Origin of the sequence: Streptomyces sp. NPDC002886, from assembly GCF_042888445.1 — a bacterium.
In the GTDB taxonomy this organism is placed as follows: domain Bacteria; phylum Actinomycetota; class Actinomycetes; order Streptomycetales; family Streptomycetaceae; genus Streptomyces.
This window is the reverse complement of sequence record NZ_JBIAPV010000007.1, coordinates 136,823-155,341: the sequence shown is the minus strand read 5'-3', so window position 1 is coordinate 155,341 and position 18,519 is coordinate 136,823. Positions and strand designations below refer to the sequence as shown.

15 protein-coding genes are annotated in these 18,519 nt (G+C 71.1%); 6 read left to right on the top strand and 9 right to left on the bottom strand.

The window, feature by feature from the left end; translation table 11 throughout:
• Positions 1-30: 30 nt before the first annotated feature.
• From ACFYYB_RS28835 to ACFYYB_RS28825, 3 genes are all read right to left on the bottom strand, one after another.
• Complete coding sequence (locus tag ACFYYB_RS28835) at positions 31-3,120, bottom strand: tetratricopeptide repeat protein (RefSeq protein ID WP_389438647.1); 3,090 nt, start codon at positions 3,118-3,120, stop codon at positions 31-33.
• On the bottom strand, positions 3,117-4,982 hold the full coding sequence (locus tag ACFYYB_RS28830; RefSeq protein ID WP_389438646.1) for an HSP90 family protein: 1,866 nt from the start codon (positions 4,980-4,982) through the stop codon (positions 3,117-3,119). The genes ACFYYB_RS28835 and ACFYYB_RS28830 overlap by 4 nt, the downstream gene beginning before the upstream one ends.
• Positions 4,983-5,154: 172 nt before the next feature.
• Entirely contained in the window at positions 5,155-5,694 is a 540-nt protein-coding gene (locus tag ACFYYB_RS28825; RefSeq protein WP_389438645.1) for an RNA 2'-phosphotransferase, read from the bottom strand.
• A 135-nt stretch (positions 5,695-5,829) separates the two neighbouring features.
• On the opposite strand from ACFYYB_RS28825, the gene ACFYYB_RS28820 reads away from it, so the two are divergent.
• A complete protein-coding gene (locus ACFYYB_RS28820) occupies positions 5,830-6,678 on the top strand; it encodes an aquaporin (RefSeq protein ID WP_389438644.1) in 849 nt (282 codons plus the stop codon).
• Between the two features lie 105 nt (positions 6,679-6,783).
• On the opposite strand, the gene ACFYYB_RS28815 is transcribed toward ACFYYB_RS28820, so the two are convergent.
• From ACFYYB_RS28815 to ACFYYB_RS28800, 4 genes are read right to left on the bottom strand one after another with little or no spacing between them, the layout of a single operon-like run.
• A complete protein-coding gene (locus ACFYYB_RS28815) occupies positions 6,784-7,698 on the bottom strand; it encodes a MerR family transcriptional regulator (protein ID WP_389438642.1) in 915 nt (304 codons plus the stop codon).
• A 10-nt stretch (positions 7,699-7,708) separates the two neighbouring features.
• On the bottom strand, positions 7,709-8,632 hold the full coding sequence (locus ACFYYB_RS28810; protein WP_389438640.1) for a metal-dependent hydrolase: 924 nt from the start codon (positions 8,630-8,632) through the stop codon (positions 7,709-7,711).
• Complete coding sequence (locus ACFYYB_RS28805) at positions 8,629-10,401, bottom strand: SDR family oxidoreductase (RefSeq protein WP_389439021.1); 1,773 nt, start codon at positions 10,399-10,401, stop codon at positions 8,629-8,631. The genes ACFYYB_RS28810 and ACFYYB_RS28805 overlap by 4 nt, the downstream gene beginning before the upstream one ends.
• Positions 10,402-10,406: 5 nt before the next feature.
• Positions 10,407-11,276, bottom strand: coding sequence for a M24 family metallopeptidase (locus tag ACFYYB_RS28800; protein WP_389438639.1), 870 nt, complete (start codon positions 11,274-11,276; stop codon positions 10,407-10,409).
• 227 nt (positions 11,277-11,503) lie between these two features.
• On the opposite strand from ACFYYB_RS28800, the gene ACFYYB_RS28795 reads away from it, so the two are divergent.
• From ACFYYB_RS28795 to ACFYYB_RS28775, 5 genes are all read left to right on the top strand, one after another.
• Positions 11,504-12,541 (top strand): ABC transporter ATP-binding protein, encoded by a 1,038-nt coding sequence (locus ACFYYB_RS28795; RefSeq protein ID WP_389438638.1) that lies wholly within the window; start codon positions 11,504-11,506, stop codon positions 12,539-12,541.
• A complete protein-coding gene (locus ACFYYB_RS28790) occupies positions 12,531-13,418 on the top strand; it encodes an ABC transporter permease subunit (protein ID WP_389438637.1) in 888 nt (295 codons plus the stop codon). Before ACFYYB_RS28795 ends, ACFYYB_RS28790 begins: the two co-directional genes overlap by 11 nt.
• A complete protein-coding gene (locus ACFYYB_RS28785) occupies positions 13,415-14,326 on the top strand; it encodes an ABC transporter ATP-binding protein (protein WP_389438636.1) in 912 nt (303 codons plus the stop codon). The genes ACFYYB_RS28790 and ACFYYB_RS28785 overlap by 4 nt, the downstream gene beginning before the upstream one ends.
• Positions 14,327-14,340: 14 nt before the next feature.
• Entirely contained in the window at positions 14,341-15,060 is a 720-nt protein-coding gene (locus tag ACFYYB_RS28780; RefSeq protein WP_389438635.1) for an ABC transporter permease, read from the top strand.
• A 113-nt stretch (positions 15,061-15,173) separates the two neighbouring features.
• Positions 15,174-15,815 (top strand): rhomboid-like protein, encoded by a 642-nt coding sequence (locus ACFYYB_RS28775; RefSeq protein WP_389438634.1) that lies wholly within the window; start codon positions 15,174-15,176, stop codon positions 15,813-15,815.
• A 141-nt stretch (positions 15,816-15,956) separates the two neighbouring features.
• On the opposite strand, the gene ACFYYB_RS28770 is transcribed toward ACFYYB_RS28775, so the two are convergent.
• Positions 15,957-16,769 carry an HAD family hydrolase gene (locus ACFYYB_RS28770; RefSeq protein WP_327305803.1) on the bottom strand — a complete coding sequence of 271 codons (813 nt, stop codon included), beginning with the start codon at positions 16,767-16,769 and terminating at the stop codon, positions 15,957-15,959.
• Positions 16,766-18,043, bottom strand: coding sequence for a serine--tRNA ligase (gene serS / locus ACFYYB_RS28765; RefSeq protein ID WP_389438633.1), 1,278 nt, complete (start codon positions 18,041-18,043; stop codon positions 16,766-16,768). The genes ACFYYB_RS28770 and serS overlap by 4 nt, the downstream gene beginning before the upstream one ends.
• Positions 18,044-18,519: the final 476 nt, after the last annotated feature.

Genomic DNA, 18,519 nt, shown 5'->3' with positions numbered 1-18,519 from the left:
CCGGGCCCCGGGACGACGGCGGCGGGCCACCTAGGAAGAGGTGCGCAGCAGGTGTTCCGCGGTGCGTTCGGCGCTCTCGAGGAGCCACTCAGGTGCCACGCCTTCGGGCAGCGCGCGGACCTCGGCCGCCAGGACCGAGACCCGGGCGGCGCCGGCCTCGGGCCGGCCCAGCTCGTGCTCGGTCCAGGCGGCGTTGTTCACGCACTGGAACCGGGCCTGCAGGTGCTCCGGGCCGAGTTCCGCATGGAGGGCGGCGGCCCGCTCCCAGAGGAGGATCTCCTCCAGCCGCAGCGCCTCCAGCTCCGCCGCGCCCAGCGGTTCGGCGGACCCCGAGCCGCGGTTCTCCGCTTCTCCGTCCTCCGCTTCGCTGTCCTCTGCTCGCCCGTCCTCTGCTTTTCCGTCCTCCGCTTCCCCGTTCTCCTCCCGCGCCTCCTCGTCGGCGCGCACCCGGCGGTCGAGCACCTGGGCGAGCTGGTTCCAGGTCTCGGCGAGTTCGGCCCGTGCCTCGGGGGCCCCGGGGCCGTCGGGGTCCTGCGCGAGCGCGGCGGTCAGCACCCCGGCCGCCTCGTCCATCCGGGCCCGGGCCCCGGCGACCGCCGCGTCGGTGACCTCTTCGCGCAGCCCCAGCCAGGCCAGCGACCGCAGGATCCGTACCTCGGCGACCGGTGCGTCCTTCGACCGCCTGCGCAGTTCCAGGGCACGCTCGTACGCGGCGACGGCCTCCGGCACCAGCCCTGCCTCGGAGAGCTGATCGGCGGCGGTCTGGGCGAAGCTCGCCTGCGGACGAGGGTCCTCCCAGTCCTCGGCGAGCTCCGCCGCCAGCAGGTACTGCTCGGCCGCGCCCCGGGGGTCGTGCAGTTCGCGCAGCAGTTCGCCCAGGAACTCCCGTACCGAGACGGCCTGGCCCGCGCCGTGCTCCAGCAGGTCCGGCAGCGTCGACTGCAGTACCTCGGCCGCTTCGGCGGTACGGCCCTCACGGGCGTGGCACCGGGCGAGCAGCAGCCGCGCCTGGGCGCCGCCGTCGGCGGTGAGCCCGGCCCGGTCGAACCAGTGCGCCGCCTCCAGAGCGTGCCGCGCGGCCTCCGCGTCGGCCTCGCCGCGTCCCAGCAGGATGTCGGCGAGGGTGAGCCGTACGACGCCCTGCGCCTCGGGGTCGGTCACCTCGGCGGCATGCGTCAGCCCGGCGCGGGCGGACTCCTCGGCCTCGGCCGCACGGTCCAGCGACATCAGTACGCCGGCCCGCAGCACGAGGGGGTCCACGGCGAGCCACGGCCGGGCCAGGGCCACCGACCGCTCGGCGGAGTCGGCGAGCAGCGTCACGGCACGTTCCGGGTCGCCCTGCGAGAGGGCGAGCCGGCCCAGCATCTCCTCGGCCTCACCCGCCAGGTCGGGCAGGACCGCGCCGTAGGTATCGGCGAAGGCGGCCAGTTCGGCGGCCAGCTCACCATGCCCGTGCTCGGTGTCGTGGCCGTGGCCGTGGCCGCCGCCGTGCCCGTGTCCGGGGTCCTCGGTGGCCTCGACCGAGCGCAGGTACGACTCCACTCGGATCCCGGTCAGCTCCGCCAGGGCGATCCGCCGGGTCCGCAGCGGCTCGTCCGGGTCCAGCGCCTCGGCGGCGCGCAGGGCGACGGCCAGCAACTCGCGCAGCTCCCCCGCCCCGGCGCCCGACTGCGCGGCCACGGTCGCCAGCCGCAGCTCGGCCAGCGCGGCGCGCTGCGCGAGCCCCAGCTCCCGGTAGCGCTCGCGTACGGCGGCCAGCAGTTCCGGCGCGTTCGCGGCGCCGGCCCGAGCGGCCGTCAGGGCCTGGTGGTCCGCCACATCGGCGGTGGCCAGCGGATCGGACCCGTCCGTCGCCTCGGGGCGCAGGGCGACCCTCGCCCAGAGGGCGTCCGCGCCGGGGTGCCCGATGTCGCGTGCGGCCCTGGCCCGTTCCACGAGTTCCGCGAATCCCTCGGCCGGGGCCGCCTCGGGGGCCGGAACCGGGACCGGCTGCGGGAGCGCCGCGAGCGCGGAGCTTCGTACGCCCAGCGGCAGGACCGCGGTCACCGGGGCCGCGCCGATCCGCGCGAGGAACCGCTCGGAGACCCGGGTGGAGCCGTTGCGCGCGTCGAACCACATGGCGATGTCGAGCGAGCCTCCGTGCAGCGCCTCGTACAGCTCGGACACGGTGCACGGGCTGCCGTCGAAGGGGACGGTGGGGCTCTGCCCGTGGCCCAGCTCCGTCAGCCGGCGCAGCAGGACGAGAATTCCCCCGTGGAAGGCCAGCTGGTCGGAGAGGTTGGCGAGCGGGGCCACGTGCCCCGCGTGCTCGGCCAGGATCTCCAGGCCCCGGGACTCGTTCCCGGTGAGGGCGCAGAACTCGATGTGCCGCCCCACCGAGGGCAGCAGGCTCTCCTTGTCCCGGGCCAGGCGGTATCCGCGCAGATGCGCCGAGCGGGCCTCGTCGAACCGGCCGAGCCGCAGCAGCGGCAGCAGCGAGGCGGCCAGGACCCGGTGGGGTTCCTCGGCGCAGGACTGCTCGCCGGACAGCACCGGATGCCAGACTTCCAGGGCCTCGGCATCGTCGCCGCGCAGTGCGGCGTACTGGCCCTGGCCGTTGAGTTCGCAGGCGTGGCAGTCGCTCATGTCGTCGCGCTCGGCGGCCTGCCAGCGGGCGTACGCGCGTCCGGCCCGCGCGTCGTCGCCGGTGGAGTCGGCGAGCCACAGCTCGGACTCGCGCACGGGACGCTCGCTGTAGCCGGCGATCCGGTAGCGGCGCTCCATCTCGTCCAGCCAGCCGGTGGCCGACTCGAGCGAGATCTCCGGCGAGTTGGCGATGGCGCCGGCGATCCACTTGAACTGCCAGAACAGCGAATGGGTGTCCCACTCGTCGAAGGCGCCGGGGTCCTTGTCGTACTCCTGGAGCAGCCGGGCGAAGGGGACGAGCATCTTCGGCGACTCGGAGCTGTACAGGTAGGCGTTGATCAGGTTGTCCAGAGCCGCACGGAACAGCGGACGGTCCCCGGTCGCCTCGGCGGCGGTGCACAGGGCCTCGGCGTGCGCGTTGCGCGCGGTCCCGCCCGGAGCCTGGCGGTTCTCGGCCAGTGCGCGCTCGATCTCCTCGCGGGTCATCGTGCTCACTTCTGCTCCTCCTGGGTGCCGGTGCCGGTGCCGTCCGGGCTGCTGACGGGATGTGTCGCCCATTCCAGGAGTCCGAGGAAGGCCCGGTTGAGCAGGGTGGTGTCGGCCGCGCGCAGGGGCCGCTGCGACCTCAGCAGGGCTTGGCCGTACAGCGATTCGACGGCGGTGCCGGTCAGGGCCTCGTCGGGGAGGGCGGCGATCCGGCGGATGAGCGGGTTGTTGTGGTTGAGCACGAGGCGGGCGCGCGGGGCGGAGCCGCGCAGCGAACCGAGGATGCCGCTCCACAGCGAGTCGGCGCTTTCGAGGGCGGCGGTGCGGTCGCGCTCCTGACGGGCCTGGCGGTCGTCGAGGTAGAGCGCGGGGACGGAGGCGGGCTGGAAGGCGCGCAGGACGACGTCGCAGCTCTGCGGTTCCAGGCGGGTCCGGGCGGTGGCCAGGAAGGGGGCCAGGGCCAGTTCGGCGGAGGTCGGTACCGGATCGAGCCGCTCGGTGACGGCTCCCGCGTCGAGCTCGGTGACCTTGAGCTCGGGCCGGACGGCGGGCAGCAGCGCCAGCAGGTCGGCGTCGTAGGTGTAGCCGGCGTTGATGACTCCGAGACCGTGGGCCGCCGCGATCGGGGCGATCTGGCGGAACTCCTCCACGGTCCGGGTGAAGTGGATCTCGGTGTGCGCGGCGGCGAACTGCTCCAGGCTCATCGAACCGTCGCTGGTCTCGAACGGCAGCCAGGGCAGCATCAGGCCGAGCAGCTCGGCGTCGTGCCGGGCCAGCGACTTCACCCCGAGGTGGTGGACGGCGAGGAAGGCGGCCAGCCGCTCGGGTTCGCTCGTGGCCAGCTCGGCGAGCCAGGCGCGGACGCGGGCACCGAGGGCCTCGCGGACGGCGGCCAGGGTTTCGTCGTCGTACAGGTTCTCGCGGGAGGCGGTGGGCCGCAGGGTGTCGGTGTCGAGGACGGCGCGGACGAAGAACGCCCAGTCGGGCAGCAGGTTGTCGGCCTTGTCGGTCAGCAGCATGCCCTTGAGGTGGACGCGGTGTCCGGACCGGTGGGCGGGGCTGGTCGGCTCGGGCAGGACGTACGCGACTCCGCGCACTCCCGCCACGGGAAGGTCGAGGTCGATGCTGTCGAGGGGGGTGAAACCGAAGAGCTGCGCGCAGTGCCCGGCGAGCGCGACGCGGCGGGCCGCGGGGGTCGGGAAGGGCCGGTCCCAGACGGCGGGCCGGTCGGTGACCGGGCGGGGCCCGGCGGCGGAGCCGTCGTCGAAGGTGATGTCGTAGGGCAGCAGGGAGCCGTAGTCGCGGGCCAGCTGCTCGACCTTGGCCGGGACGGTCCACTCCTCGGCGCCGGGGCGGGCTTCCAGGACGACGGTGGTGCCGGGCTCCGGGCGGGCGTCGGAGGGGAGTTCGCGGACGGTGTAGGAGCCGTCGTCCGTGGCCAGCCATTCGACGGGCGCGGCCAGCGGATCGCGGGCGGAGCGGGTGACCACGCGGATCTCGCGGGCGACGACGAAACAGGCGAGCAGTCCGATGCCGAACTGCCCGAGGAACTCCTGACGGGTGGTCTCCAGGCCGTGCGGGCCTCCGCGCTTGGAGCTGCGGCCGATGGTCGCGAGGAGGGAGTGGGCCTCGTCGGCGGTCAGGCCGATGCCGCTGTCCTCGATGGTCACCCGGTTTCCGGTCGCCGACAGCCGGATGCGGATCTCGGCGCCGGGGTCCAGGGCGTGGCGGGCGGTGACGGCGTCGACGGCGTTCTGGAGGAGCTCGCGGACGTACACGCGGGGGCTGGAGTAGAGGTGATGGGAGAGCAGGTCGACCAGGCCGCGCAGGTCGACCTGGAAGGTGTTCGGATGGGGCTCTTCGGACGTCATGGGGTGTCACCTCGCGTGCTGGTACGGGTTGTTCGGCGACCGCGAGGTACCCCCCTCACAGATCCCGGAGTGAGGAACAGGGTAGGGGGATGATCTGACAATCCCTCCGTGAATTCCGGCGCCTTCGGGGCTTCTCCGGAGCCCGCCGGAGCCTCTCCGAAGATCATTACGCTTATTGGAACCGAAGGAATTGCGGCGGCACCGAGTCCGCCAGCCACACCCCATTGGCGCTGACCCGAAAGACGTGCCCCGCGGCGCGCATCGCTCCCGCGTCCACGGCGAGGACGATCGGCCGGCCGCGCCGGGCGCCGACGCGGGTCGCGGTCTCCCGGTCCGGGGAGAGGTGGACGTGGTGGCGGGCCATCGGGCGCAGCCCCTCGGCGCGGATCGCGTCCAGGGCGGCGGCGACGGTGCCGTGGTACAGGTACGCGGGCGGTTCGGCCTCCGGCAGGCCCAGGTCCACGGGGACGGTGTGCCCCTGGCTGGCGCGGATTCGGCTGCCGTCGACGGCGAAGCGCTGCTTGTCGTTGGCGGCGACCACGTGGTCGAGCTCGGCCCGGCTGATGGGGAAGCCGTGGGCGGCGGTGGCGTTCAGAAGCTCGTCGATCTCCACCCAGCCCTGCGGGTCGAGCACCAGTCCGATGCGTTCCGGCTGATGGCGGAGGTGTTTCGAGACGTATTTGGACACCTTGACGGTGCGCTTGTCATCCATTCGCCCAGCGTGACGGCTCGGCCGGGTCCGGCGCAGCGATTTTTCGCCCTTCTTCCGAACCTGGACTCCCTCTATCGCGTTTCCAAGATACGGAATACATTTTCCGCTGAACTGCCACTCAAGGGGAAGAAAAGTATGACAAATAGTGCGTCTCTGTCTCTGTCTCGGCGGGCCACCGCCGAGCTCGTCGGCACCGCCGCCCTCCTCGTGGTCGTCATCGGATCGGGAATCCAGGCCGCGGCCCTCACCTCCGATACGGGCGTCGCCCTGGTCGCCAACTCGCTCGCCTCGGCCATCGGGCTCGGGCTGATCATCACGCTCTTCGGGCCGCTCTCGGGCGCCCACCTCAACCCGGTGGTCACCCTCACGGCCTGGTGGGGGCGGCGCAGCGGTGGCGAAGGAGCCGGAGGTCGGGAGGCCCTGGTCTACGTGGCCGCCCAGACCGCCGGGGCCATAGCCGGCGCGGTCCTCGCGGAAGCGATGTTCGGCCGCGTTCCCGGAGCCTTCTCCACCCAGGTCCGCGACGGCGGACACCTGCTCGTCGGAGAGGTCGTGGCCACCGCCGGGCTGGTCCTGGTGATCCAGGGCCTCGGTCGCATCGGCCGGCCGAAGCTGATCCCGGCCGCGGTCGCCGCCTACATCGCCGCCGCGATCTGGTTCACCTCCTCCGGGTCCTTCGCGAACCCGGCCGGCACCATCGGGCGCAGCTTCAGCGATTCCTTCACCGGCATCGCCCCGCAGTCGCTGCCGGGGTTCGTCGCCGCCCAGCTCGTCGGCGGGATCCTCGGCCTGGTCCTCGCGGCAGTGCTCTACGGGACCACCGGACGGGCGGGCGCGGGCGCGGGCTCCGCCGCGGCTGGCGCCACGGGCACTGCCAACACCAGCAGCACCGCCGGCACCAGCAGCACCATCGATACCGTCAGCACCAGCATTCCGGTGGCCGAAACCAGCACGCCCGGACCGGCGTTCCAGGCCGTCGTCTGACGCCCCGGGACGGGTTCCCCACAGGTCGGGCGGACTTGTCCACAGCCCTTTGTGTCGGTTTCACCGACAAAAGCGTGATCCGGGCTGTGGACTACTGAGCGAGCACTACCGGCCGCCGCGGCTGGCCAGATCGTTCATGGTCCGGGCCTGCAACTCCCGCTCCGTGGCGGCCCGGACGAACTCCGCCACATGGTCGGGCCCCACCAGTTCCTGCACCGCCCGTACGGTCTCCGCAGGCAGGGCCACCGGAGCCGGACCGGACGGCTGCTGGGTTCCGACGGCCCCGAGGTGGCGCTGCAGGTGCCGAGTCGCGAAGAGGCGCATCGCCCGGGCCAGTTCCGCGTCCACCGTCTGCTGCGCCAGCGGCCGCAGTCTGCGTACCATCGTCGCCGCCTCGGCCGCGTCGGAGTCCGTGGGGGGTACGGCCCCCAGGTACCGGGCGAAGACGTGCTCCGTGGTGAACTCCAGGAAGCGCGAGGCGATGAGCTCCACCTGGCCGCGCAGCTCCCGCAGATGACCGGTGATCGCAGGCAGCGGAACCCCCGCGGCGTACAGCTCGGCCGCCACGGACAGCTCCTGCGGAGACGGTACGAGGAACTGGTCCGGGCGACCCGGGATCCGCTCCAGCACGCCCAGTTCGCACGCCTCGCCGACCGCCTCGTCGTCGGGCATGCCGCCGAACCGTTCGTTCAGCTCGTCGCGGCTTATCCGGGCCGCTTCCTCGTCCGTCCACGGCCCGTGCACCTCGGCCACCAGCCCGAGGACCCCGCCGAGGCCGCGGCCCGCGTCCCAGGCCTCCAGCAGTTCCTTGATCGAGGCCAGGGTGTACCCGCGGTCCAGCAGGTCGGCGATCTGGCGCAGCCGCGCCAGATGCGTGTCCCGGTAGACGTTGGAACGGCCTCGCCGCTCCGGCTTCGGCAGCAGACCGCGGTCCTGGTACGCCCGGATCGTGCGGACGGTCGCACCGCTGTGGTGCGCCAGATCCTCGATCCGGTACTCGGCTACTGCCTGCTCGGACAATCCCGGCTCCCTACGACATGGCGGCTCGGCCGACCGCGCCCGCAGCTGACCGGGCGGCAGGTGAAGCCGCGAGGTACTCGACCGCCCTGCGCAGCGAGCCCTCCTGCGAGGGATGGTACGACCGCCGCAGGTAGCGGGGTATGGCCGTGCCGAGCTCTCTCCAAGTGGGCAGCAGACCCTTGGCCACGGACCGGTTGTGCTCGCGCAGCGCATAGCGGGTCCGTCCGCGCAGTTCGGGGTCGTTGCGCAGGAGGTACGAGGCCCCCGCGATCCACAGCCAGCCCATGACCGGCGCGACCACGGCCATGCCCCCGACCCGGCGGGCGTAGCGGGGCAGGCCCGCTCCGCCGCAGTGCTGGTACATGTCGAAGGCGACCGAGCGGTGCTCCACCTCCTCCGCGCCGTGCCAGCGCAGCAGGTCGAGCATGACCTCGTCCGCTCCGGCCGCGTCCAGCCCCTCGGCGTCGAGCACCCAGTCTCCGAGGACCGCCGTGAACTGCTCGATCGCGGCGACCAGCGCGAGCCGGAAGCGCAGCCACTCCTGCGCGGTGATCGGGGCACCGAACGGCGGGGTCTCCCCCAGCAGCTTCTCGAAGAGGAAGTCCACGTACTTCGTGTACGCCTCGGTGGGCAGCCGCTGTTCGGCGAGGTGGTCCAGGACGTAGGAGTGCTGCACGCTGTGCGTGGCCTCCTGGCCCATGAACCCCTTCACGTCGCCGCGCAGCCGCGGGTCCGTGACCAGGGGCAGGGCCTCCTTGAAGACCTTCACGAACCACCGCTCACCGGCCGGCAGCAGCAGGTGCAGCACGTTGATGACGTGGGTGGCGGTGGGCTCGTCCGGTATCCAGTGCAGCGGGGTGGTCTTCCAGTCGAAGGCCACCCGGCGCGGTGCGATCGGGCCCTGGGCAGCCCTGCCCAGGGCCGCCCCGCTCACAGCTTGGGCTCCAGTTTCGCGAACCGCCGCAGGGTCCCCGGCGCGAACCGGGACATCCACAGGGCGCCCTTGGACTCGGGGGTCACCGGGACCACGGCCTGGTTCTTCACGACGGCGAGCAGGATCGCGTCCGCGACCTTCTCCGGCGGGAAGTTGCGCAGCCCGTAGAGGCGCGAGGACTTCTGCTGGCGCCGCTTCTCCTCGGCCTCGTCCACTCCGGCGAAGCGGGAGGTGGCGGTGATGTTGGTGTTGACGATGCCGGGGCAGATCGCCGACACCCCGATCGACTTCGAGGCCAGCTCGGCCCGCAGGCACTCGCTGAGCATCAGCACCGCCGCCTTGGAGGTGCTGTACGCGGGCAGCGTCTTGGACGGCAGGTAGGCGGCGGCGGAGGCGGTGTTGACGATGTGCCCGCCCTGGCCGCGCTCGGCCATCTGGTTGCCGAAGAGCCGGCAGCCGTGAATGACGCCCCACAGGTTGACGTCGAGGACCTTCTTCCAGTCCTCGGCGGTCGTGTCCAGGAACGGTCCCGAGAGGCCGATCCCGGCGTTGTTGACCAGGACGTCCACGATCCCGTACTCGGAGGCGACCTTCTCGGCGAGCTTCTCCATGGCCTGTTCGTCGCTGACGTCGACGCACTCGCCCCAGGCCTGCGGGGAGCCGACCAGGCGCGCCATGTCGGCGGTACGGGCGGCTCCGTCGGCGTCCCGGTCCACGCACACCACACGGGCGCCGGCCTCGGCGAACGCGAAGGCGGTGGCCCGTCCGATGCCGCTGGCGGCTCCGGTGACCAGGACCAGCTGGCCGCCGAAGCGGTCCGCGTACCGGCCCGGGGCCTTCTGCTCCGGTGCCCGCGTGGCGGGCTCCTCCCGGGAGGTGACGAACTCGGTGATCCACGCGGCCAGCTGGTCGGGCCGGGTCCGCGGCACCCAGTGCTTGGCCGGCAGGGTGCGGCGCACCAGGTCCGGGGCCCACAGCTCAAGATCGTCGTAGAGCCGCTCGGAGAGGAAGGCGTCCCCGGTGGGGGTGATCAGCTGCACCGGTACGTGGGCGTACGCGTCGGCGCGCGGCCGGCGCAACCGGGGCCGGACGTTGTCCCGGTAGAGCCAGGCACCGTGTGCGGCGTCGGAGGGCAGGGAGGCCGTGGGGTAGTCCCCGGCCGGGACCTTCTCCAGCCGCTCCAGCATCTTCGGCCAGCGCTTGCCGAGCGGACCGCGCCAGGCGAGCTCCGGCAGTACGGGCGTGTGCAGCATGTACACGTACCAGGACTTGGCGCCCTGGTTCAGCAGCTGGGCCGCCCGGCGCGGGGTGGGCCGGGCCATCCGCTTCTTGATCCAGTGTCCGAAGTGGTCCAGGGAGGGCCCCGACATCGAGGTGAAGGAGGCGATCCGGCCCTCGGTCCGGGCGACCGTCGCGAACTCCCAGCCCTGTACGGAGCCCCAGTCGTGGCCGACCAGGTGCACCGGGCGGTCCGGGCTGACGGCGTCGATGACCGCCAGGAAGTCGTCGGTCAGCTTCTCCAGGGTGAACCCGCCGCGCAGCGGCTGCGGCGCGGTGGAGCGTCCGTGTCCCCGTACGTCGTAGAGCACGACGTGGAAACGGGAGGCCAGCCGCTCGGCGACCTGCGACCAGACCTCCTTGCTGTCCGGGTACCCGTGCACCAAGACCACGGTCGGCCGGTTCGCGTCGCCGAGTTCGACGACGCACAGCTCGACCCCGCCGGTGCTCACCCGGCGCTCGCGCCCGCCCGCCAGGCCCGCGTCCGTCATTGCGCTCATGCCGCCTTCTCCTCAGCCCAGCGCCGCACGTGCGGCAGATCGTCGTCCAGCCAGTACGCGCTCTCCTCGGGGTCCCGGGAGTCGGTGACGACCAGGATCTCCTCGAACTTCGCGCCGGTGCCCCGGAAGCCCAGGTGCGGCTCCACCGCCCACAGGCCGGGTTGCGGCGGGTGGTCGGAGAAGCGGTACGGGCTCCACAGCGGGGACCAGCCCTCGCGGTGTCCGCGCAGGGCGTCGGAGGCCAGCCCCTTCAGGGCCTGGGTGCCGAATCCGAACGCGGTCGGGGCCCAGCTCCGCTCCTTGACCCGGTCTATCTTGTGCGCGATGACGCCGAAGGGGTAGGCCCGGTGCCGGTTCGTGTACCCCTGGGCGATCATCAGCCGCTCCACCTCCTCGTAGATGTCGCGCAGGGAGCGGCGCTCGCGGACCTGGTCGAGGATGAGCACGCGGTGCGCCTGCAGATCGGACATGAGCCGGTCCTGCACCGGGTTGAGGCCGAGGCTGCCCGAGTACCCGATGTCCGCGGTGTGGCCCTTGTAGACCGGGGCCATGTCGAGGATGAACGGCATCCCCGGCTCCAGGGCCCGGTTCGTCGGGAAGAACTGCAGGGGGATCTTGAAGTTGGTGAAGGCGGTCCGGTCCCCGAACCACGCGAACGGCATGTGGAACCAGTCCCGCACCCCGCGCTCGCGCAGCCAGTCGCGCTGCATCCGCGCGGCCTCGCGCTCGGTCACGCCGGGGCGCAGCTGCCCCGCGACGGCCTCCGCGCACTCGTAGGAGAGCCGCTGCACCTCCTTGAACCCGCGCAGCTCGGCGGAGAGTTCCGTGGTGCGTCGCTTCGTGCGTTGCCTGGTGTCCCCAGTCATGCCAGCCGTCCGTCCATGTAGCCGTACGCGCCCGTAACTTGACACTGATGAATGTGACAATGACTGGAGATCACGTCAAGGCCCGTGCACGGACCTGTGGACAAACTTGTCCGGTACGCATCAGCCCTACGTCAGCCTTATGTCGGGGTCCGTAGTCCTGAAGGCGGAGAAGGGATCCAGCTCCAGGTCTGACGATCCGGGCCCGGTACGCCACTAACGTCGTTCACGTGACTGTCATCGCGACCGAAAGCCTGAGCAAGCGGTACCCCCGAGTGACCGCCCTCGACCGGCTCTCCCTGGACATCGGACCCGGAGTTACCGGGCTCGTGGGTGCCAACGGAGCCGGCAAGTCCACGCTGATCAAGATTCTGCTGGGACTGTCCCCCGCCACCGAGGGCACCGCCGCCGTGCTCGGACTCGACGTAGCCACCCATGGCAGCGCGATCCGCGAGCGCGTCGGCTACATGCCCGAACACGACTGCCTGCCCCCCGACGTCTCGGCCACCGAGTTCGTCGTGCACATGGCGCGCATGTCGGGGCTCCCGCCGACCGCCGCCCGCGAGCGCACCGCGGACACCCTGCGCCACGTGGGGCTGTACGAGGAGCGGTACCGCCCCATCGGCGGCTACTCCACCGGCATGAAGCAGCGCGTCAAGCTCGCCCAGGCGCTGGTCCACGACCCGCAGCTGGTCCTCCTCGACGAGCCCACCAACGGCCTCGACCCGGTCGGCCGCGACGAGATGCTGGGCCTGATCCGCCGCGTCTACACCGACTTCGGCATCTCGGTCCTGGTCACCTCCCACCTGCTCGGCGAGCTGGAGCGGACCTGCGACCACGTCGTGGTCGTGGACGGCGGCAAGCTGCTGCGCTCCAGCTCCACCAGCGACTTCACCCAGATCACCACCACCCTCGCGGTCGAGGTCACCGACTCCGACGCCCACCCGGACGGCACCGCCGCCCTGCGCAAGGCGCTCACCGAAGCGGGAGTGACCCTGCACGCGGGCGAGGAGGCGGGCCTGCCCGGAGCCGGCCACATCCTCCTGGTGGAAGCCACCGGAGAAGCCACGTACGACACCGTCCGCGACACGGTGGCCGATCTCGGCATCGGGCTGGTCCGCATGGAACAGCGCCGCCACCACATCGCGGAGGTCTTCCGCGACAGCGACGCGGCGGCCGCCCGGGCCGAACAGTTCGCAGCCCAGTCCGCCCAGGCCGCCGCCTGGGCCGCCACCCAGCAGAAGGGAGCCGGTTCCGATGGCGCCTGACACCTCGACCCAGATCCACAACATCGGCTACCGGTCCTACGACGGCCCCCGGCTCGGCCGCTCCTACGCCCGCAAGTCGCTCTTCGCGCAGTCGCTGCGCGGCGCCTACGGACTCGGCCGCTCGGCCAAGTCCAAGGTGCTGCCGATGCTGCTCTTCGCGGTGATGTGCGTTCCCGCGCTGATCATGGTCGCGGTGGCCATCGCGGTACCCGGCTCCACCTCGCTGCCGATCAAGTACACGACGTACGCGGTCACCACCCAGGTGATCGTCTACCTCTACCTGGCCTCCCAGGCCCCGCAGTCCGTCTCCCGGGACCTGCGCTTCAAGACGGTGCCGCTCTACTTCTCGCGGCCCATCGAGCGCGTCGACTACGTCGTGGCCAAGTTCGCTGCCATGGCCTCGGCCCTGTTCATCCTCACCGCCACCCCGCTGCTGATCATGTGGATCGGCGCGCTCCTGGCGAAGTTCGACTTCGGCGACCAGACCAAGGGATTCGGGCAGGCACTGGTGTCGGTACTGCTGCTGTCACTGCTCTTCTCCGGCCTCGGCCTGGTCATGGCCGCGCTCACCCCGCGCCGCGGCTTCGGCGTCGCCGCCATCATCGCCGTGCTCCTGATCCCCTACGGCGCCGTGTCGGTCGTCCAGGCCATCGCCCACGAGACGGGCTCGACCGGGGCCATCGAGTGGCTGGGCCTGTTCTCCCCGATGAGCCTCCTCGACGGCCTGCAGACCGCCTTCCTCGGCGCCGACTCCGGCTTCCCCGGCGGCGCGGGTCCCTCGGGCGCCGCCGGCTTCGTCTACCTGCTCGTCATCCTCGGCCTCATCGCCGGCTCCTACGCCGCCCTGATGGCCCGCTACCGGAAGGCCGGGCTGTGAGCATCATCGACATCGACCACACCTCCCGCTGGTTCGGGAACGTCGTCGCCGTCAACGACGTGACCATGCGCATCGGTCCCGGCGTCACCGGCCTGCTCGGCCCCAACGGCGCCGGCAAGTCCACCCTCATCAACATGATGGGCGGCTTCCTCGCGCCCTCCACGGGCACCGTCACCCTCGACGGCACCGCGATCTGGCAGAACGAGCAGGTCTACAAGCAGATCGGTGTCGTGCCCGAGCGCGAGGCCATGTACGACTTCCTCACCGGCAAGGAGTTCGTCGTCGCCAACGCCGAACTCCACGGTCTCGAAGAGGCGGCCGCCCAGCGGGCCCTGGCCACGGTCGAGATGGAGTACGCGCAGGACCGCAAGATCTCCACGTACTCCAAGGGCATGCGCCAGCGCGTGAAGATGGCCTCCGCCCTGGTCCACGACCCCTCCGTGCTCCTGCTCGACGAGCCGTTCAACGGCATGGACCCGCGCCAGCGCATGCAGCTCATGGAGCTGCTGCGGCGGATGGGCGACGACGGCCGCACCGTGCTGTTCTCCTCGCACATCCTGGAAGAGGTCGAACAGCTCGCCTCCCACATCGAGGTGGTCGTCGCCGGCCGGCACGCCGCCTCCGGCGACTTCCGCAAGATCCGCCGCCTGATGACGGACCGCCCGCACCGCTACCTCGTCCGCTCCTCCGACGACCGTGCCCTCGCCGCGGCCCTGATCGCCGACCCGTCCACCGCCGGGATCGAGGTGGACCTCAAGGAAGGCGCCCTGCGCATCCAGGCCGTCGACTTCGGGCGCTTCACCGAGCTGCTGCCGCGGGTCGCCCGCGAGCACGACATCCGGCTGCTGACGGTCTCGCCTTCCGACGAGTCCCTCGAGTCGGTCTTCTCCTACCTCGTCTCGGCCTGAAGGAGCTGGCACCCATGTACAACCCCACCGTTGCCCGGCTCACCTACCGGGCCCTGCTCGGCCGCCGCCGCGCACTGATCCTCTGTGCGCTGCCCGTCCTGCTGATCGCCATCTCCATCGCCGTGCGCGCCTTCACGGGCCTCGACGACAAGGTCGCCGCCGATCTCCTCGGCGGGTTCGCCCTGGCCACGATGGTCCCGCTGATCGGCGTCATCGCCGGTACCGGAGCCATCGGCCCGGAGATCGACGACGGCTCGATCGTCTACCTGCTCTCGAAGCCGGTGAAGCGCCCGACGATCATCATGACGAAGCTGACCGTCGCGATCGCCGTCACCATGGTGTTCTCCGCGATCCCGACCCTGATCGCCGGCTACATCCTCAACGGCAACGGCCAGCAGATCGCCGTCGCCTACACCGTCGCCGCCCTCGTCGCCTCGGTCGCCTACAGCGCCCTGTTCCTGCTGCTGGGCACCGTCAGCCGGCACGCCGTGGTCTTCGGCCTGGTCTACGCCCTGATCTGGGAGTCGCTCTTCGGCAGCCTGGTCGACGGAGCCAAGACCCTCAGCGTCCAGCAGTGGTCGCTGACCCTCGCGCAGAAGGTCGCCGGTGAGGGGTACGTGGACGCCACCGTCGGGCTGCCCACCGCGGTGATCCTGCTCGTGGCGGTCACCGTCGGCGCCACCTTCTACGCCGGACAGAGGCTCCGCCGCCTGACCCTGGCGGGCGAGGAGTAGAACGTCCGCACCGGCGTCCCCGGCGGCTCCGGCCCCGGATGTTTCACGTGAAACAGTGCCCCGCCCGGCCCACCGGCCAGGCGGGGCACAGCTTTGCGCGAGATCATCGGTGCATGATCGAGTACACCGAGCCCGAAGCGTCCAGGCCGGTACGGTCCTGGATACGTTCCGCGCCCGGTACCCACATATGGCTGCTGATCATCGCGGTCACCAGCATCGTGGTCGTCATCGTGCCCGACCACCTCGAACACGTCCTGCTCCACCGCAACAGCAGCAATATCCACGAGCTCGCCCGGCACCCCGTGCGGGCCCTGCTCAGCAGCGCGTTCTGGATCGAGGACCCGGCCTCGCTCCCGCTCTACTTCGTCCTCTTCGAGGTCTTCCAGGCCAACGTCGAACGCTGGCTCGGCACCCTGCGCTGGCTCTTCATCATCGCGACCGGACACATCACGGCCACGCTGATCAGCCAGAAGCTGGTCCTGATGGCCATCCAGGACCACCGCGCCCCGCGCAGCATGGTCCACGTCGTCGACATCGGCGTCAGCTACGGACTCGCGACCGCCGTCGGAGTGCTCACGTACCGCCTGCCCGGCCCCTGGCGCTGGCTCTACCTGGCCGGGTCCGTGGCGTTCTTCGGGCTCCCGCTCGTCAGCGGCGGCACCTTCACCGACTTCGGCCACGCCATCGCGCTCGCCGTCGGTCTCCTCGCCTGGCCGCTGACCCGCTACCCGAACCCGCACCGCGACCCCCGCTGACGCAGGGAAATTCACTGGTACGAGGCGTGCGGCAGAGGCAGAGTGAGCCGTGCGGGGAGCAACAAGAAGGTCCGGAACAGCCACTTCGAGCGCGCCTCGCGGCGCGGGCCGTTCCGGACCTTCCGTTCGTCTCACACCCGGTTAGGCGGCGCCCAGCAGACGCTCCAGGACCACGGCGATACCGTCCTCCTGGTTGGAGGTGGTGACCTCGTCCGCCACCGCCTTGAGCTCCGCGTGCGCGTTGGCCATCGCCACTCCGTGAGCGGCCCAGCCGAACATCGGTATGTCGTTGGGCATGTCGCCGAAGGCGATCGTCTCCGCCGCCTTCACGCCCAGCCGGCGCGCGGCCAGCGAGAGGCCGGTGGCCTTGCTCAGCCCCAGCGGCAGGATCTCCACGACACCCGGACCGGCCATGACGATGCCGACCAGGCTGCCCACGGTCTCCCGGGCCACCCGGACGAGGGCGTCCTCGTCCAGCTCGGGGTGCTGGATGTACAGCTTGTTCAGCGGAGCCGACCAGACCTCGGCGGTGTCCTCCAGGTAGATCGCGGGGAGGCCCTCCTGGACCTGGTAGCCGGGGCCGATGAGCACCTCGCCCTCGACTCCGTCCCGGCTGGCGGCGATCGCCAGCGGACCCACCTCGGCCTCGATCTTCTCCAGAGCCAGCGCGGCCAGCTTCCGGTCGAGCGTCACCGAGGTCAGCAGCCGGTGTGCGCCCGCGTCGTAGACCTGCGCGCCCTGACCGCAGACGGCGATGCCCTTGTAGCCGAGGTCGTCGAGGACGTGCCGGGTCCACGGCACGGCGCGGCCGGTGACGATGATGTGCGCTGCGCCCGCCGCGGTGGCCGCGAGGAGGGCCTCACGGGTGCGCTCCGAGACGGTGTCGTCGCCGCGCAGCAGCGTCCCGTCGAGGTCGGTCGCGACGAGCTTGTACGGGAACGGGGCCGTGCTCACTTGGCGATCGGCTCCAGGATTTCCCGACCGCCCAGGTAGGGCCGGAGCACCGGGGGAACGTGGACCGTGCCGTCGGCCTGCTGGTGGTTCTCCAGGATGGCGACGATCGTGCGCGGGACCGCGCACAGGGTTCCGTTCAGGGTGGACAGCGGAGCGGTCTTCTTGCCGTCGCGGTAGCGGATCGACAGGCGGCGCGCCTGGAAGCCGTCACAGTTCGAGGCGGAGGTCAGCTCGCGGTACTTGCCCTGGGTGGGGATCCACGCCTCGCAGTCGAACTTGCGCGAGGCGGAGGCGCCCAGGTCGCCGGTGGCGACGTCGATGACCTGGAACGGCAGCTCCAGGCTGGTCAGCCACTGCTTCTCCCAGTCCAGGAGGCGCTGGTGCTCGGCCTCGGCGTCCTCCGGCGCGACGTACGAGAACATCTCGACCTTGTCGAACTGGTGGACGCGGAAGATGCCGCGAGTGTCCTTGCCGTACGTGCCGGCCTCGCGGCGGAAGCACGGGGAGAAGCCGGCGTAGCGCAGCGGCAGCTTGTCCGCGTCGATGATCTCGTCCATGTGGTACGCGGCGAGCGGGACCTCGGAGGTGCCGACCAGGTAGAGGTCGTCGCCCTCCAGGTGGTACACGTTCTCCGCGGCCTGGCCGAGGAAGCCGGTGCCCTCCATGGCGCGCGGGCGGACCAGCGCGGGAGTGAGCATCGGGGTGAAGCCGGCCTCGGTGGCCTGGGCGATGGCCGCGTTGACGAGGGCGAGCTCCAGCAGGGCGCCGATACCGGTGAGGTAGTAGAAGCGCGAGCCGGAGACCTTGGCGCCGCGCTCGACGTCGATGGCGCCCAGGGACTCACCGAGCTCGAGGTGGTCCTTGGGCTCGAAGCCCTCGGCGCCGAAGTCGCGGATGGTGCCGTGCGTCTCGAGGACGACGAAGTCCTCCTCACCGCCGACGGGCACGTCCGTGTGGACGACGTTGCCGAGGCGCAGGAGCAGCTGCTTGGCGGCTTCGTCCGCCTCGTTCTGCTCGGCCTCGGCGGCCTTGACGTCCTGCTTGAGCTGATCGGCCTTCTTCAGCAGCTCGGCCCGCTCCTCCGGAGAGGCCTTGGGGATGAGCTTGCCGAGCGACTTCTGCTCGTTGCGGAGTTCGTCGAATCGCATGCCGGAGGACCTGCGGCGCTCGTCGGCGGAGAGCAGTGCGTCGACGAGGGCGACGTCCTCTCCACGGGCGCGCTGCGAGGCGCGGACACGGTCAGGGTCTTCACGGAGCAGCCGGAGGTCAATCACCCCTCCAGGCTACCGGGCCGGGCTTCGGGGGATCGCACCGATATCACGCTGCGTGTCGCTTTGTCCTAATTGCCGCGAATGGAAAACTTCGGGCGGGAGAGTGGAAGCACCCCTTCCGCGGAGCCCGATAAAACCGGCCCCATTCCCCGAAATGGGGCGCCCCGGCAGCGATCGGGCAGCCTCTGAGCAGGGTGGAAGGGTCTTCCTTGTCCACAGGAATTCCCCAGGCGACCGGCTTATCCACAGGCTGTGTGCGGGATCTGTGGACACAGGAATAGATCAATCCCGGCTGTGGAGCGAGCGGGCCCAATCAGGGTTCAAACCACCCTCACACACTCATTCGGGTGGGAATGACTCGCCCCAAAGAGTTGATCGGTGATACAGGGGTGACGCCGTTCACCTCCCGCTCGTCAGCGCGAAACCTGCGCCACCCGACCGATTTGTCGACCTTGTCGTGTTGCTCTGTCGACTTGTCC